Raw genomic sequence first — 16260 nt, 5'->3', positions numbered from 1 at the left:
TGTCCCCGCGCCCGACGTACGCATGGACTGCGTTCTGGGCTTCCAGACGTCGAAGAAGGCCACGTCGGAGGACAGAGTCACCGAGGTTGGATGCAAGCCCCTCCGCCCACACGAACACCCTGGGGGACATCATTTGCCCCCCGTTGAACGTCGTTCAGCTTCGCGCTTGCGCGCGTCGACGACTCGCAACGCCATGCTCATCACAGGTCGATAAGCGAACCATCCGTAACGTAGGAGAAGCATTTCAGCTCCCACCCTGGGGCGACGACGGAAAACGGGCAGAAGAGGGATACCCCGGAGTGTGCGGCGGCTGAGACGCATTCCTTCGTCGAAGATCTCGCGTGGCGAGCCCTGTCGCAGCGGGACAAAGACCAATGCGTGACAAAAAAACCAACAGGTGAAGAACTGCAGGAGGTTCGTGTCGCGGTCGAGGCCAACGCGCCCGGCTGCGTTGAGCATCGTCTCTCGGCCGACCATGAAGTTGCCCAGTTCGACCCGCCGCCCCCGGGTGATCGAACCCGTCCTCTTGATGTAGTGGTACCGGACATCCGGAATGGTCTTCACCTTCGATGCGCGCGACACCATGGCCGCCACGCCGCAGAAATCGGATTGCGACGTCAGAGGCGGGAACGGATCCACTCCCAGTACAGACGTGCGGATAAGCTTGCTCCACAGATAGCCGTGGACGAGTCCCTCGAGCATGAGCCGAAGAGCTCCCGCGGCGTCGAGATCCTCGGCGCGATCTATTCCATCGACGATGCGACCCGGTACATCAGGTCTGGTCCGGTAATCAGCGCGGCTGATCAAGACGTCTGCATCCTCAATGGCCGCGCGGTAGTGCGAGAGCGTGCCGGACTCCCAGAAATCGTCGTGATCCACGAACCACACGAATTCCGTGCGCACCATGCCGACAGCGAGATTGCGTGACTTAGCAACACCGAGGTTCTTCTCGTTTCGAATGAGGAGAAACCGCGAATCTCCGTGTGTAGCCCGTTCGACAGCCTCAGCTGAACCGTCTGTCGAGGCGTCGTCGACGACGATAACCCGGTCGTCGACTCCGAGTTCACCTCGCATCTGGCGCACAAAATCGTCGACGAACTCAATGCCGTTGCGAATCGGTGCAATCACTGTGACAGATGGCACGATGCCCCCCTTGTCCGGTCGATTATCGAGCGGTAGCCGGCCAGGACCGCCCCATAGACGACCTCGGCCGTCGCGTGGCGACTGACGTAGTCGGATGCCAAATCTATGGAGTGCCCGACCTCGACCGAGGTGGCAGTCCCGCCGATGACGGCCTCAGCGAGGGCCTCGTCGGACACATCTGACGGCAATAGCGTACCGCGACCCTCGGCCAGCAATTCGCCCATGCCGCCGTGTGCAAGACCGACCACTGGCCGCTCTCGTGCGAAAGCCTCCAGAATCACCAGCCCTAAACCCTCCCACCGTGACGTCATCAACAAACCATCCGCAGCGTCGAGCTCCTCCGTGACACGATCACTCGGGCCTACGAAGGTGACTGGAGCGTCGAGCTCCAGCGCGAGTCTCTCGCATTGTCCGCGCAGCCCGCCGTCCCCCAACCAGCGAGCCTCGACAGGTACGCGACGGGCCGCGGATGCGATAGCACGAATGAAGCGTTCCGGGTCTTTCTGCTCCTCCAACCGTCCAATCCCAAGGATGCGACGAGGCCTGCCGGCCTCGTCGGGGCGCGGATAGGGCGGCTCGCTCGAGAGATTGAACGGCACACCACCCACCACGTGGATTGTGGCGGGATCACGCCGATAGGTGTGGACGATCATGTCGCGCACCTGATTACTTACAGCGAATGTCATCGGAGCACGAAACGAAAGCGCCTTGATACCGGTGTTGGGCAATGTGTTGTGCGCGTGCTCGACGACCGGCGTCCTCGTCACGGCGCCCACGATAAGGCAGCTGAGAGCGTCGCGGCGTTGATGAGCGTGGAGAACGTCCGGCTTTTCCCGACGCACGATCGAGAGGAGCTGCATCACTTCGCCGAAGAAGCCTCCCGCCTGCGCCTTTCCCACCCAGCGGTCCGTGGGCTCCAGTTGACGTTCGAGAGGTCCACCGTGGCTGACGAGCAGCGCCTCGACGTCATGCTCCTCCCGCATCCAGCGTGATAGCGCCAGCACCACGCGTTGAAGTCCGCCACCGTTCAGGGTGTTGAAGACATGGACGACCCGAAGCGGTCTGTCGTTCCTAGCGGTCATCGGATCTGGCCACTCGCTTCATACTCGCTTCGAGAATGGCCGAAGCAAGATCACCGTTCGCCTCTGTCACTGCCGCGACGCCTAGTTGTTCGACCAGAGTCGATATTTGGCCTTGATGGTCGTCGACGTGCTCTCTCCGCGCCGAACGGCGCGGAACGACCACCGGGAACACTCCCGCATCAAGCAGCGCCAAAATCGTACCGACGCCAGCATGAGTGACAACAACGTCCGCGTTCGCACACGCGAGCGTGAAATCGTCCGCACTCATGTACTGATTGACCATGCCTGGCAAGTCTGAACGCGATGTCTCTCCGATCTGCCAAACGGTCCTTTCGTCTACCAATCCGGAGGCCAGAAGTCCGTCGATGAGCGCGTCGAAGCGATAGGGGTGGATCGTCCCGAGTGTGACGAATACGGTGGGGCGGCGCGTATCATCGCCTGCCGCATCTACGCCGGGCGGCTCCCTGTGGTGAGCAACGAACTGCCCGAGGACCGGAGGAAAGGGTCGCCAGCGCGCGTCGGCCCAGGACGAATGCTGCGTCCGCAGGCTTGCCGCCCGCGTTGCGCTGATCATTCGACCGGTGAGCGACGGGCCGTTGATTCTCGAGACGCTCTCGATGTAGTACGTCGGGATGCGGCGCACACGCATCTGGGGGAGGACCGCGAACGCCAAACCTGCGCCCGTACTCACGGCTGCGTCGAACGACATGAAACGTGTGGTTCGTGCTGCGAGAACCCAGGCTCGCAGGGCTTGCCGCCATCCCCGGGGCGGGATGTAGGGGACGAATCGCGCATCCTTACCTGCGAGCAGCGACCGACTCTGCGGGCTGTCGAACGTTATCCATACGGAATCGTCGCTGGCACCGAGGCGGTCAGCGATCATGTGGAGTTGCGCGAGGTGCCCCCCGGTCGATGCTACGAGAAGCAGCCGACGACGTTTTGTCCAGGTCAGCAGGGGGTCAGAGAAGCCCGGGGCGCCTTGAGATCGCCGCCTCACAGCATCTTCCTCCCTTCGCACGCGGTGTAGTGAAAACCTCATAGCTTCTCCCCCATTGAGCATTCCAAACATCTCGCGGTAGGCCGCTCGCCATTTTGTCATCAAATCGCCACCTGCCACACGCTGCCGGGTCCCCACGGACGAGAATCACCTGGGTGCGTGCATTTTCAGAAAGTCTGCTCGTCGCGCGGTGGGAGGCATTGCGGCACGTCGGCATGGCCCGAACGCCGCCCGAGCAGGCGAGGGCGACAAAACACGCGTGAGACTCGACGCATGGAGCGCGACGAACAACCCGTCGATGGATCGCGCGCGAGACTGAACCCCCCCCGTATCGGGCCCTGCTGCGCCGGCCAAAGCTCCTCACCGGTCGCATCAATCGCAGAACGCAACCGCCCACCTTTGCGTCGCCTCGATATGCCGGCGTCGCCGGAATAACCTTGTCGTCGCCACGGTAGAAATATATGCGAGACAGGATCGGCCCACGCGCGCAGTCCGGTTTTGGCGATGTTGAGCGTCATCGCGAATAGACTACCCGGTCGCATAGTCGGCTGCCGGCTGCGTTTACGCGCACGAAGGCTCCGAACTCGCTGCCTGGATGGAGAACATCGCACCTCGCTCAAACCGGACCCGGCGATATCAACCTGCACCGCGCCATGTCTGGAAGCCGCCGGGACTCCACCCCCGACTCCTACCGCATGCGAATCCGCATGATGGCCCAGATTTCTCCTGCAGAACGGGGAGGGTGATCTCTGCCTCGTCTTCGTACTTCGCCTTCTCCTAGGGTGGTGTCGAGGACAGGTGGGTCGTTACCCGCTGCCAGAACCGAACACCGACGACGTCACCCTGGAGCTGATAGGACGCGACGATCCATGGCGCCAAGCCCGCGAAGTGATCCTTGTCGGCCGAGCATTCGATCGAAATGCCGCACGACAGCGGAGACTCCACGATGAGGGCGGGCGGGAAAGCAGTCACGTCCGCCAGGTACTGAGCCGACAGGCCCTCGTACCCCTGCTCGACGGGGAGCGAGTACGTGATCGACGTCGGCGACAGCCGCTGGGCCGCGGCGAGGATCCACGTCTCAGCGCCGTGCACGAGCACGCGATCGTCGGGGCTCGTCTCGGCCAGAACCCGATCGACGATCTGCGCCTGATACGAACCGGCGACATCCACGCCCGCGTCCATCGTTGACCGAAGCCCCTGCACAGCCGTTGCGGCCGAGCTGGAGACGACGAGGAGCGAAAGCGCTGCGAGACCCAGCGCCCGGAGGACCCGGCGCCGTGGAGCCTTTTCGGCCCTCCACCACTCCCCTGCCGAGGGACGAAGCCGGTGCACCGCCGCGACGATGGCGACCGCGAAACCAGCGATCGCCACCACCAGGTAGTGCGGATAGGGGCGCCCCGACGCCATCTGCGAGAGGGCATCGACGGCGCCGACGGCCAGGAACACAACGACGACCGCCATGTTCGCCGGGGCGGCACCCCGTCTTGCGCCTCCGAGCGCCATCCACGCGCCCACGACCACGAGCGCCGTCGCCACGACCGCGCCCGAGACAAGAAGTTGCGACAGGGTGGCGAAGGCGCTCACGCGCTCGCCGAGCGGCGTACCGCCCGAGTAGAAGAGGTTGTAGCGCAGGTACTGGTCGACTCCGGCGCGCAGCGCGTCCCCACCCCAGAGCCAGAGCGTCAGTGCACCCCCGATCACCGCGACCACGGCGACCACGGCGCCCAGGAACACGAAGCGCCGGCGCAAAGCGATCACACCGAGCACGGCCAGCACGGTGAGCCCCGCCACATTGTTCATTCGCGTGAACAGTCCGACCGAAAGGGCGAGCCCGACGACGAGTCCGAGGCCAGCCGCCACGCGGGCTGAGGCCTCGCGTCCGTGCCGGAGCCCGACGTGCGCGGCCGCGGAGTACGCGGTCAGCTGGAAGGGGAAGAGCCACGTCTCGGTGAAGTTCCCGCCCTCGAAGACCCCCAGGTAGGTGACGCCGACGATCAAGACCACCAGCGGAGCCCAGCCTCCAATCCACCGCGACCAGATGACCCCGGCGATCGACAGGCCGAGGAACAGCACGAGCGCCTCGAGGAGGGGCGCCCCGACGATCCCTCCCCCCAACCGCCACGCCGCCGTCTCGATCGCCGCCAGGAGGGGGCCCTTGTGATCCCACGAGTCGACGTACGGCATCCCCCCGCGTGAGACGACCATGCCGGTGTAGAGGAAGACGCCGGAATCGCGCGTGATGTGACCCGAGAGGATCATCGGTACGTAGGCGAGCGCGCTGATGAGGAGAGCGGATGCCGCGGACAGCAGCGCCGCGCGCGAACGGAGCAGGCTCACGCGGCCGGCTCCCGGACGCCCACGACGTTGCGCTCGCGCCACTTCTGCAGCACCCTGCGGTCACGGATGTGCACCGCCGCCACCGTGATCGCCGCGGTGACCACCCCACCCCACCCGCCGATGGTGTTGGCGATGACGTCGTTCACGGTGGCGAAGCGCGCCGGCAGCACGAAGAACTGCAGCGTCTCGATCGTCGCGGACAGGGCAGGCACGAGCGGAAGGGCGATCCAGAGGAAGCGTGCCGGAAAGAGGAGGGAGAGGAAGTACCCCACCGGTACGAAGAGAACGATGTTCGCCGAGAACTCGAACCAGCGGTACCCGAACCATCCGGGAACGCCGTTGCGATGAAGCACGGACAGCACCCGTTCGATCGCGCTCTCGTAACCCTGATCGATCGGCGTGGGCGACATGGTGACCACGAGCACGAGAGCCAGGCAGAGGCCCAGTCCCGTTGCGGCAATGAGAAGGCGCACGGTCAGCCGCGCAACGCTGCGTCGTGCCCGGAGATGCGGGCCCCACCGCGGCGTGGTCCGAGAATGTCGACGCGCCACAGCTCGGCGAGAGCTCGAGCGGCGAACCGCACGAGGCGGAGAGGCGGCAGCACCACGCGCGTACGTCCCGCACCCCACATGGTGCCCTGGGAGACCGCCCCACGACGCGGGATGCTCTCCACCGAGACGTAGCGGACACGGAGGCGCTCGCGAGCCTCGGCGATAGAGAAGTGCACGTGCGGGACGAGAGCGCCGTCGGGGACTCCATCGACGAGCAGTTGCAGCGTATCGGGGTGGTAGGCGCGGAGCGGAGTGTTCACGTCGGGCACGGACCGCCCGCACAACAGCATCACCGCGAAGCGGACGAGCCCGCTGAGGCATCGGCGGAACCAGGGGTCGGTGCGGCCTCGACGCACGCCGTGGACGACGTCGGCCTCGGGGCGATCGAGGGCGACGGCGACGCGGGCGATGTCGTCGCCGTAGAACTGGCCGTCGCCGTCGACGTGCACGATGGTCCCCGCCCCACTGCGCAGGCCTTCGGCGTACGCGGCGAGCGCCGTCGGTCCATGCCCGCGATTGACGGGGGCACGCACGACATCGGCGAGCGGCGCGGCCGCGGTGCTGGTGTCATCGATCGATGCGTCGTCCACGACGATCAGCGTGACAGAACGGCCGACGGTAGCGAACGAGGCGCGGATCTCTGCAAGGAACGACGGAAGCGCCTCGGCCTCGTTGAACGCCGGTATCACGACCGCGACGTGATCTTGCGCCTGCACCCTGGCATCCCCGCATTCCTCCGGGATGAATTCACCCGGCTACTCCCCCGAACATGTAGCGTATGACACTCGTGGGGCGCACCAGGAATCTTCGGCGCGCGGGCGCTCTGTCCGTGCGGTTCCTGATCGTGGGCGCCATCAGCACCGGGATCGAGATCGCGGCGTTCAACCTGCTGCTGCTCGCGGGTGTCGGCCCGGTGGCCGCGAAAGTCATCGCCTCTCTCATCGCCCTCGTCAACGCGTACGTGGGCAACCGGGAGTGGGCCTTCCGTTCCCGTTCCCGCACCGGAGCTGGGCGCCAGATGGTGCGTTTCCTGCTCGTGAACGCCGTCTGCACGGGCCTGGGCGCAGCAGCGGTGTGGGCTGGAGCGCAGGCACTGGAGGCGATCTACGGGGATGCCGGCCCGATCGGGCTGAACATCGTCAACCTCGTCTCGATCGCCGGGGTCACCGTCGTGCGCTTCGTTCTCTACCACTTCGTGGTCTTCCCGCCCGCCCGCACGATTCCGGTCGTTGAAGAGCCCTCCGGTAGGCTCGGCGCGTGAAGACCGCCCCCCGAGTGCTCGGAACCCTGTCGCTGCTGGCCGCCCTTGCATCGATCGGCGTGCAGCTGGCCGTGGTGGCACGCCTCTGGGCGGCCTTCGTCGAAACGATCCCGCTGACCAGCACACTCGCGCTGAGCACGGCGGGTGCGGTGCTGGGGCTGGTGCTCGCCGTGGTCGCTGTGATCCTGCGCCGTGGATCGCCCGGTGTACTCGCGCCGATCGGCGGCCTGATGAACCTCGGCCTGCTGGCGGGATACGCGTACTTGTTCGCCGTCCTCTGAGCCCGTTCGGAAGGCGCGCGGCGCTTCGTCTGCGACGCCGCGCCTCAGACGATCAGCTGCAGGGGACGTCGACCACCGTCGTGTTGACGGGGTTCACCATCGGGGTGTGCACGATCGACGCGTTATCGCCGTCGCCGGGAGAACCCTGGAACTGCACGGCCAGAGTGTGCACCGTCTGCGGCGGGTTCACGACCCACATGCGGCCCACCGGGCGCCCCAGGTGCTCCCCGGTCGTGATGTCGACGTCGACACCGTCGAGCGCCGCGCCGACGAAGGTGGATCCGCTCGGACCGTAGAACTGCAGGTCGGTTCCGATCGTCCCCTTCGCGTAGTGGCGTGCGCCGTCGACGTAGTTCACCAGGCCGTCGGAGGTCGCCTGATCCAGAGCGTTCACGAACGTGACGATCGACGTGTAGGTCGGCACGGCGGCGCACCGGTTGACCTGCACCTCGGCCGACATCCACGTGTAGTAGCTGAGCTTGCCCTCGGTGAGGTCGTTCACGAAGACGCCGAGCGTCGGGTCGGCGGGATCATCGGTCGCGGGCAGCGGCCCGAGCAGACGAGACCCGGTGAAGGCCGCTTGCGTCGCCTCGTCGAAGGAGTGGAACAGGACGCGGTTCTCATCGACAGCCTTCACGATGGCCTCGGCGAAGGGAACCGGCTGGAAATCTCCCGACGACACCGCGTCGAAGACCTTGACCGCGGCGGAGGCGAAGAACGCATCCTGGTCGGCGTTCTTCGGATAGCGCGCGTAGACGTCGCTCAGCAGAATGCTCACGGCGTCGGACGACGTCAGCTTGTCGCCCGTCTCGAGCGTGATCGGCCCGGTCGCCTCAAGAATGTAAGACAGGGTTACCGGATCGATGGAGATCACACCGTCCACGGGCGTTCCGAACGATTCGGTCCAGAACGCTTTCGCCAGTTCCGCGGAGAGGGCGAAATCGGGAGTCGAGGTGATGTCCTGAGAGAAACGCCCCACCTTGTCGTCGTAGAGCTTCACGACCTCGGGATCGAGTGGGATGATCGGCGTCGCGCGCTTGTTCGTGAAATCGCGACTGGTCGCCTGCGCCGCGATCGACAGCTTGCCGCCCTCGAGACGCAACATCACCACCGATGCCGGAATGCCACCCGTCCCGCGCGCCTCGGCATTGTTCTGAACGAGCAGCAGGTAGTCGCGCGGGCCGTCCTGGCCCATCATCGATGGGAGTTGCGGCATGAGTGCGTTGATTCTCGACAGCGCGGGCTGCAGTGCCCCAACCGCGCCGGTCAGCTGTGTCAGCGGCGCCCGCAGCATGCCGGGCGCGGTTGTGGGGTCGACGCCCTCGAGCGCATTCGCCGCCTTCTCGCCCGCCTCCGCGGCGGTGGACACCGGTCCGGTGAGGTTGGCGATCGCCGCGATATCGAAGACGCCGCCCTGCGGACGGAGAAGAGCCGGATCGACATCGGAGAGCACGGGAAGTACACCCTCGGCGAGCTCGTCGACCGCGATCGTCGACGAGCGCACAGCGTGCAGAGTCGACCCGATGAAAGGGGCCTGCTCCGCCGCCTGCCACAGCCACGTGTCAGCGGCGGCGCGAGCGGCCGACGCATGCCCCTTCAACTTCTCGACGGAGTCGGCCAGCGCCGCCTGATCGTCAGATCCGAATTGCCCCTGCACCTTCGACACCAGGGGTACTGCGGCGCGCAATTCCTTTTGCGCGATGAAGGCACCGATGCCCACAGCGGCCACCAGCGCCACCAGCACAGCGGAAAGTGCGGCGAGCACAATCCACGCGATCTTCGTGGGGGTGTAGTTGGCGAGGGACATTCGCGGCATGCTGATCCGATCACGCCGGGAGTCGGGGTACGGCGTAGGCGCGACGGGGCATAGCCGCGCAGATGGGTATGCTACCGAAGTCGGGGGCAAAGACTGCTGTGCGCGCGAAAGCGCCGAAACCACTGCGCTGCGCCGCCGCTCCTACCCGAGAAACCCGAGGAGACGCGTGGGACACCGCCGCATGCCCGCCGTGGCCATCATTGGCACGCGCGGCTATCCGAGTTATTACGGCGGTTTCGAGACAGCCGTGCGACGCCTGTCTCCTTTTCTGGTCGAGCACGGCTGGGACGTGACGGTCTACGGCCGGCCGGGTGCAACGGATCCCGCCGACCCCGAGCGCGATCCACGCGTCGTCTCGCGAATGACCAAGGGCGTGGATTCAAAGGCTCTCAGCACGTTGTCGTACGGATTCACTTCGACGTTCGACGCCGCGCGCAGAAGGCCCGACGTCGCACTCATCATGAACGTCGCGAACGGGTTCTGGTTGCCGATGCTTCGCGCCGGCGGCATCCCGACCATCGTCAATGTGGACGGTCTTGAGTGGGAACGTGAGAAGTGGAGCGCTCTGGGTAAAGCGGTCTTCCGTGCCGGCGCCAAGGTGACAGCTAAGTGGTCGACCGAGCGCGTGGTCGACGCCCGCACGATCGGTGACGCCTGGCAGACCAAGTTCGGCGTCGGAGGGACCTTCATCCCCTACGGCGCCGACGTGCCGGCACCGCTGCCCATCGAACCCGGTTTCACCCACCGCGGGTACGCGCTCGTCGTCGCGCGTTTCGTGCCCGAGAACACCGTCGGACAGTTCTTCGACGCCGCCGAGCGCCTCGCTGAGACGCACGACGTCATCGTGGTCGGGTCGTCCGGCTATGGCGGTGATCTCGACGATCGCGCCGCCGCCCTCGCGGAACGCCTCCCCCGCTTCCACTGGCTCGGTCACGTCCACGACGACCACCGCCTGCACAGCCTGTGGCAGCACGCGGGGGCATACTTCCACGGGCACAGCGTCGGCGGCACCAACCCCGCACTCGTGCAGGCGATGGCCGCCGGCGCCCCGATCGTCGCCCGCGACACCGTGCACAGCCGCGAGGTGCTCGGCGCCGACGCCGGTGAGTTCACGGGCGCGACTCCTTCCGAGATCGAAGCGGCCCTGCGCGGCCTGCTGACGAACCCCGCACGCCAGCAGCAGCTGAGCGAGAACGCGGTCCGTCGCGCGGTCGACGCCTACTCGTGGGAGAGCGTCAACGCGGCGTACGAACGGCTCCTTCGCTCCCACCTCCGCCCGGTTGAGGGCTCCCCACACCCCTCCGAGAAGCGGGCCCGCTGAATCATGGGGATCGCGAGCAAGATCGTCCACGAGCAGCGCGAGCGTCTCCGCGAGGCCGGCAGCGACCGGTGGCGGATCGTCAGCGCGCAGTTGGCGGCCAAGGTCGGCCCGATGGCGGTTCGAGGTGCTCTCCTCGCCCCCCGCCTCGGCACCTCGACCGGACTTCCGCTCATCGGCCGAGGCGTTCGCGTGCGCAACCCGCACCTCGTGCACGCCGGCGCCGACCTCATCGTCGAGGACTTCGCCGAGATCCAGGGCCTCAGCCGTGGCGGCATCCGCTTCGGAGACAAGGTGTCGATCGGCTCGAGCACACTCATCCGCCCCAGCAGCTACTACTCCCGCGCGATCGGCGTCGGACTCGTCATGGGCGACGGCAGCAGCCTGTCGCCCGGGTGCTACATCGGATGCTCCGGCGGGGTCACGATCGGCGAGAAGACCATGTTGGGCCCTGGCGTGCGCGTGTTCGCCGAGGACCACGTCATGAGCGATCCCTCCCTCGACGTGAAGTCGCAGGGCGTGGAGTGGTCGCCCATCACCATCGGCTCCGGATGCTGGATCGCCAGCGGCGTGACGATCACCTCGGGCGTGACGATCGGTGACGGTGCGGTCATCGCCGCGGGGGCCGTCGTGACGCGCGACGTCCCGGCGGGGGCCGTCTACGGCGGCATCCCCGCGCGCGAGCTGAAGTCGCGAGTCGCCGAGTGAACCGACGTCGCCGCGCCATCGTCATCCACCCCTCCGACGAGATGTACGGCGCCGACCGCGTGCTGCTCGAGGTGCTGCGCACGGTGCCCCGCGATCTCGACGTGGAGGTGTGGCTGCCCACCGACGTCGACTACCCCGAGCGCCAGCTCACCCGCGCGCTTCAGGACGCGGGGATCCGCGTGCACCACCGCGCTCTCCCGATCATGCGACGGGCCTACCTGCGGCCCGCACGCCTTGCGGGCCTCGCCTGGCGAGCGCTGACGACCGGAGCCCGTCTGCTGGCCGCTCGCCCCGACCTGGTCTACCTGAACACCGCGGCCGCCGCCCTCGCCGCCCCGCCCGCACGCGTGTCCGGCGCCCGCGTCGTTCTGCACCTGCACGAGCACATCGACGAGCGCTCGAAGGCCGTCGTCCCCTTCCTCCGGTTCGCGCACCGCATCATCGCCGTCAGCGCGGCCGTCGCCGACGTTCTGCCGGCGGCCCTGCGGGGGCGCACGCGCGTGGTGAACAACGGCTTCGAGGCGGCGCCCCCGACCCCGCTTCCGACATTCGTCGACGGCATCCGCGTCGTGGTCGCGAGCCGATGGAACGCCTGGAAGGGCCACCGCGTGCTCCTGGACGCCTGGAACGCGACACGTCGAGACGACCTGCGGCTCGAGATCCTCGGCGATCGGCCGCCGAGCGGCGAAGCCGTCGACGTGCCCGCCCTCGTCGCCACCTCGCCGCGTCACGACCGCATCGTCGTGGTCGGCCCGACGTCGGACGTGCGCGCGCACCTCGACGCCGCGCACGTCGTCGTGGTGCCGAGCGTTCTGCCCGACCCGCTTCCGACCATCGCCATCGAGGCGCTCGGCGCCGGACGCGCGCTGCTCGCGAGCGACGCGGGAGGCCTCCGCGAGATCGTCGGCGACAGCCCCCTCCTCGTTCCCCCCGGAGACGTCGACGCCTGGGCGGCAGCGCTCGACGCACTCGACGAGGACAGCATCCGGGCGGCGGCCTCCACCGCCCGCGACCGCTTCGAGAGACTGTTCTCGCGCGCCACCTTCGACCGCCGGATCTTCGACGAGCTGTGGAGCGAGGGAACACCCCGATGACGTTCACGCCCACCACCGCCTACGCGCGTCCCGCCCTCACCGGCCGCACGCGTCTCATCACCCTCGGACTCATCGTCGCCGTCGTCATCAGCTCGTTCCTCGGGCGTTACGACGCCGAGATCGCCGGATTCCGCGTGCGGGTGGAGCAGGTGGTCCCGCTCCTCCTGGCCGCCTGGATGCTGGTGCACCCGGTGCTGCGCGAAGCGTTCCTCCGCGCGGCGCGGCATCCCGTGCCCCTCGTCTACGCGGCCTTCGTGGTTTGGAACGTCGTGACCACCCTGGTGTTCTCGCCGAGCCTGTCATGGAGTGCGTCGATCCTCATCTGGCTCGTCATCGACCTGCTGCTGCTCGTCTCGCTGATGGCGCTCAGCGAGGGCGCAGACCTCGCCGGGCGTCTCGGACGCTGGTCCGTCGCCCCCTGGGCACTGGTGGGTTTCGCTGCCTTCGTGGTCGCGAACCTGACCCGCGGCCAGATCGCCCTCGGCACCGACTTCGACTGGCTGTACGAGGTGTACGTCTCTCGGCTGACCGCCATCGAAGCGAACATCTACGCCAGCATCCTGGTCTTCTGGACGCTCCTCACGATCACCCGGCGCGGCATCGGCCGCTGGGAGACCGCGGCCATCGCCGTGGCGGTGCCCCTCGGTCTCGTCGCCTCGCAGACCCGGACGGCCGTCTTCAGCCTCGTGTTGGGCCTCGGCGTCTTCGGCCTCTTCACGCTCCTGTCGTCGCGCTCGTCGTGGCGCTCACGACTCTTGCGCATCCTGCCCACGGCGGTGCTCGCGGCCACCCTCGTCGTGACCTACGGCATCATCGCCGCCGTGGGAGATGCGGCCCCCGCCGACCGCACGCTGCCGCCGTCGGCCAGCCCCGCCACCTCGGCCGCCGCCCCCGCCGAGACCACGACGCCCACCGAGCCCGTCGACTCCATCACCCCGTCGGCCCCCGCTCCCGAAGCGACTCGCATCCCCGACCCCACCAACCCCGAGCAGCAGAACAAGATCGGCGACGTCGACTTCCAGGGCGGCACGATCGGCTTCCGCCTCGAGGTCGCCCGACTCGCGGCGCAGGAAATGCACGGCGTCAACCTGTGGTTCGGCAACGGCACGAACACCTTCGGGCTGAGGCACGAGCAGCCGGGCACCCCGGGCATCAGCGGGCACATCATCATGCTGCCCGTGCAGGTCCTCTACGACGGCGGGATCGTGGGCCTGGGCCTGCTGGTCGCCCTCTTCGTCACCGTGTTCGTCTGCGTCCCCCGCGAACGCAAACCCGTGGCCGCGGGGCTCCTGGCCTCGTATCTGCTGTCAGCGACGCTCACGAGCATGTTCTGGTTCGCGATCACCTGGATCCTCATCGCGGTGATCCTGCGCCCCCTCGGTGACGACGAGCGCAACGACTCACGTGACAGTGGGCGCGGAGACGCGCGCGAACCCGGCCGTGTCTTCGGTCGCGCCTGAGCCGCCGCGGCCCCACCGGGCCCGCAGCGTCGCCCTGCTGACGGCCGTGTCGGCGCTGTCGGCGATCTCGCCCCTCATCGCCCTCCCGCTCATCACACGCGCCGCCGGCCCCACCGGCTTCGCTGAGATCGCCATCGGGCAGGCCCTGGGAACGCTCGCGGCCACCCTCATCACCTTCGGGTGGGCCGTGCGCGGCCCGGTCGAGGCGGCGCGGTCCGCGCACCCCTCGCGGGTCTTCCGCGCGAGCATCGTCGTGCGCGGGGCGAACAGCCTCGTCGTGCTGCCCCTCGTCGCCGTCGCCGCCGCCCTGGCCAGCCACGCCGACGATCACGCGCTCGCGATCGTCTCGGCGCTGGCGTTCTCGCTGCAGGGCCTGTCGCTCAGCTGGTACGCCGTCGGGGTCGGTCGACCGCTCCTGGCGCTCGTGTTCGACGCGGTCCCCCGGATCGTGCTCAACCTCGCCGGAGCAATCGCGGCGCTGGCCACCGGCATCCCTCTGCTCTACCCGGCGGTGTTGCTCGTCGGCACGCTCGCGGCGTTCCTCGTCGCCACGTGGCTCATCGGACTGCGTGAACGCTTCTCGACGCGTGCGGCGATCGCCGACGCGCGAGCGGCCTACCGTGGGGGCTGGCGCACGGCGTTGGCCGCCGGGCTGCTGACGTTCTCTGAGACGGCGCCCCTCTCGACGCTCGGTATCGCCGGCGCGCCCGCGGCCATCGGTTTCGCCCCGTTCGACCGCGTGCTGAAGTACGGCTACATCGGCGTCTACATGATCACCGGCTCGTTCCAGGGGTGGGTCTCGTCGGCCACCGGCGAGGCAGGGCTCCGCCGCATGCGCCGCGCCGTCGGCCTGCACGCCCTGCTCGCGATCGCGCTCGGCGCCGGCTTCGCCCTCGTCATCCCGTGGGCCACGCCCATCGTGCTGGGCCCGGGATTCGAGATCTCGTCACTCACCGCCCTCTTCGGCGGGATCGCGTTGGCGGCGATGACGATCGCCACGGCGCTCGGCATGTGCGTCGTGCTGCCCGCGGGGCGCGACGGCGCCTACCTCGCCGCGGTGTGCGTCGGCGCGGTGCTGATCGTGCCCGCGGTGCTCATCGGCGCCTCGACGCTCGGCGTCGCGGGCGCGGCCGCGGGTGTCGCCGCGGTGCAGCTCGCCGTGCTGGGTGCGCTGTCGGTCACCGCCGTGCCGGTGCTCCGCGGACGCTGAGCCCTCAGGCCAGCAGGTAACCGGCGACCGAGAGCGCGACCCAGACCATCGGGAAGACGAGGCTCAGCAGCAGCGGCCCCCAGAAGCGCAGGGAGAGCCCCACGAAGACGGATGCCGCGATGCCGAGGCCCACGAACAGCGCAGTCGGCATGCCCGACACGGTGCCCGAGAAGACGAGCGGGATGACCGCGAATGCGAGGGCGGACACGACGCCGGCCACCACGCGGGCGATGGTCGGGGTGAAGCGCGTCGACGCATAGCTCAGAGCCGCCGGGAAGACGAAGCCGATGGCGAAGAAGGCCAGCATTACGGTGACGACGAACGGCGCCACGACACCCAGCAGCAGCCACCGCGGCGACAGTGCCGCGAACGCCGGCCACCCGAGGGACCCCGCCGCGATGCCGGTGACGAAGGGCAGAATCGCGCCGAGCACGAGTGCCCAGAGAACGTCGAGGCCCCGCAGCGAGAAGAATCCGGCCGGCCGCGTGCGGGCCATCAGCCCGAGGCCGGTCCCCCCGACGACGACGGATGCCAGCACACTGCCGACGCTGCGACCCGCGGCTCCGTCGAAGGCGACTCCGGCCAACAGCCCGACGACGATGGCGACGACGAGCGCCGCGGCGGCGGCCACCAGGGGCTTCCAGGTACCGAAGAACCCGGATGCCGGGCGTCTCGCCGGACGATCGTTCGAGGCACGTGGGCGGTCGGCGGGACGGTCGGACGCGCCACGGTCATCGTGGCCGACGCTCAGCGAGGGCTCGGAGGGGGCGGTGTCGACCTCCGCCCGCGCCTCGCGACGGGAGCGTCGGCTCGGCTCGAAGGGGGTGTCACTCACCCGTTCAGCTTACGGGTTTCACCCGCGCGGCCCGATTCGCGGAGAGCACGGCCTCGCCTCGTAGTGCCCGCCATCACGCAGAACGGGTGGGTGCACGGCATCCGGAGTCCGTGACAGCTGCGACGATGCCTCGCGCAGGAACGACAAAGGCCGGGCCCGAAGGCCCG

At 68.1% G+C, this 16260-nt stretch carries 15 protein-coding genes; 7 read left to right on the top strand and 8 right to left on the bottom strand.

Annotation, left to right across the window (positions count from 1 at the left end):
* Positions 1-129 precede the first annotated feature (129 nt).
* From IFR11_RS14680 to IFR11_RS14655, 6 genes are all read right to left on the bottom strand, one after another.
* Positions 130-1143, bottom strand: coding sequence for a glycosyltransferase (locus tag IFR11_RS14680; protein ID WP_191916644.1), 1014 nt, complete (start codon positions 1141-1143; stop codon positions 130-132).
* Positions 1125-2225, bottom strand: coding sequence for a glycosyltransferase (locus IFR11_RS14675; protein ID WP_191916643.1), 1101 nt, complete (start codon positions 2223-2225; stop codon positions 1125-1127). Before IFR11_RS14675 ends, IFR11_RS14680 begins: the two co-directional genes overlap by 19 nt.
* Positions 2215-3108, bottom strand: coding sequence for a glycosyltransferase (locus tag IFR11_RS14670; protein WP_191916642.1), 894 nt, complete (start codon positions 3106-3108; stop codon positions 2215-2217). Before IFR11_RS14670 ends, IFR11_RS14675 begins: the two co-directional genes overlap by 11 nt.
* An 891-nt stretch (positions 3109-3999) precedes the next feature.
* Complete coding sequence (locus tag IFR11_RS14665; protein WP_191916641.1) at positions 4000-5559, bottom strand: hypothetical protein; 1560 nt, start codon at positions 5557-5559, stop codon at positions 4000-4002.
* Entirely contained in the window at positions 5556-6032 is a 477-nt protein-coding gene (locus tag IFR11_RS14660; RefSeq protein ID WP_191916640.1) for a VanZ family protein, read from the bottom strand. Before IFR11_RS14660 ends, IFR11_RS14665 begins: the two co-directional genes overlap by 4 nt.
* Before the next feature lie 2 nt (positions 6033-6034).
* On the bottom strand, positions 6035-6826 hold the full coding sequence (locus IFR11_RS14655) for a glycosyltransferase (RefSeq protein ID WP_191916639.1): 792 nt from the start codon (positions 6824-6826) through the stop codon (positions 6035-6037).
* Positions 6827-6888: 62 nt separating this feature from the next.
* Between IFR11_RS14655 and IFR11_RS14650 the strand changes: the two genes are divergently transcribed.
* Both IFR11_RS14650 and IFR11_RS14645 read left to right on the top strand, forming a co-directional pair.
* Positions 6889-7371 (top strand): GtrA family protein, encoded by a 483-nt coding sequence (locus IFR11_RS14650; RefSeq protein WP_191916638.1) that lies wholly within the window; start codon positions 6889-6891, stop codon positions 7369-7371.
* Complete coding sequence (locus IFR11_RS14645) at positions 7368-7652, top strand: hypothetical protein (protein WP_191916637.1); 285 nt, start codon at positions 7368-7370, stop codon at positions 7650-7652. Before IFR11_RS14650 ends, IFR11_RS14645 begins: the two co-directional genes overlap by 4 nt.
* Before the next feature lie 52 nt (positions 7653-7704).
* On the opposite strand, the gene IFR11_RS16825 is transcribed toward IFR11_RS14645, so the two are convergent.
* Positions 7705-9591, bottom strand: a complete 1887-nt coding sequence (locus IFR11_RS16825; RefSeq protein WP_191916636.1) for a DUF4012 domain-containing protein — start codon at positions 9589-9591, stop codon at positions 7705-7707.
* Between the two features lie 43 nt (positions 9592-9634).
* On the opposite strand from IFR11_RS16825, the gene IFR11_RS14635 reads away from it, so the two are divergent.
* Genes IFR11_RS14635 through IFR11_RS14615 form a run of 5 tightly spaced genes read left to right on the top strand, consistent with a single transcriptional unit; the run spans position 9635 to position 15258 of the window.
* Positions 9635-10789 (top strand): glycosyltransferase, encoded by a 1155-nt coding sequence (locus tag IFR11_RS14635; protein ID WP_342030310.1) that lies wholly within the window; start codon positions 9635-9637, stop codon positions 10787-10789.
* Between the two features lie 3 nt (positions 10790-10792).
* The gene (locus IFR11_RS16675) at positions 10793-11494 is read left to right on the top strand and encodes an acyltransferase (protein WP_274604480.1); all 702 of its coding nucleotides are present in this window, start codon (positions 10793-10795) and stop codon (positions 11492-11494) included.
* The gene (locus IFR11_RS14625) at positions 11491-12588 is read left to right on the top strand and encodes a glycosyltransferase (protein WP_191916635.1); all 1098 of its coding nucleotides are present in this window, start codon (positions 11491-11493) and stop codon (positions 12586-12588) included. Before IFR11_RS16675 ends, IFR11_RS14625 begins: the two co-directional genes overlap by 4 nt.
* Complete coding sequence (locus tag IFR11_RS14620) at positions 12585-14048, top strand: hypothetical protein (RefSeq protein ID WP_191916634.1); 1464 nt, start codon at positions 12585-12587, stop codon at positions 14046-14048. The genes IFR11_RS14625 and IFR11_RS14620 overlap by 4 nt, the downstream gene beginning before the upstream one ends.
* Positions 14029-15258 (top strand): hypothetical protein, encoded by a 1230-nt coding sequence (locus IFR11_RS14615; protein ID WP_191916633.1) that lies wholly within the window; start codon positions 14029-14031, stop codon positions 15256-15258. Before IFR11_RS14620 ends, IFR11_RS14615 begins: the two co-directional genes overlap by 20 nt.
* 4 nt (positions 15259-15262) lie before the next feature.
* Here IFR11_RS14615 and IFR11_RS14610 read toward each other — a convergent pair whose 3' ends face one another.
* Positions 15263-16093 (bottom strand): hypothetical protein, encoded by an 831-nt coding sequence (locus tag IFR11_RS14610; RefSeq protein WP_191916632.1) that lies wholly within the window; start codon positions 16091-16093, stop codon positions 15263-15265.
* Positions 16094-16260: the final 167 nt, after the last annotated feature.

The organism is Microbacterium sp. CFBP 8801 (genome assembly GCF_014839455.1).
Classification (GTDB): domain Bacteria; phylum Actinomycetota; class Actinomycetes; order Actinomycetales; family Microbacteriaceae; genus Microbacterium.
This window is presented reverse-complemented; position numbering and strand designations above follow the sequence as displayed.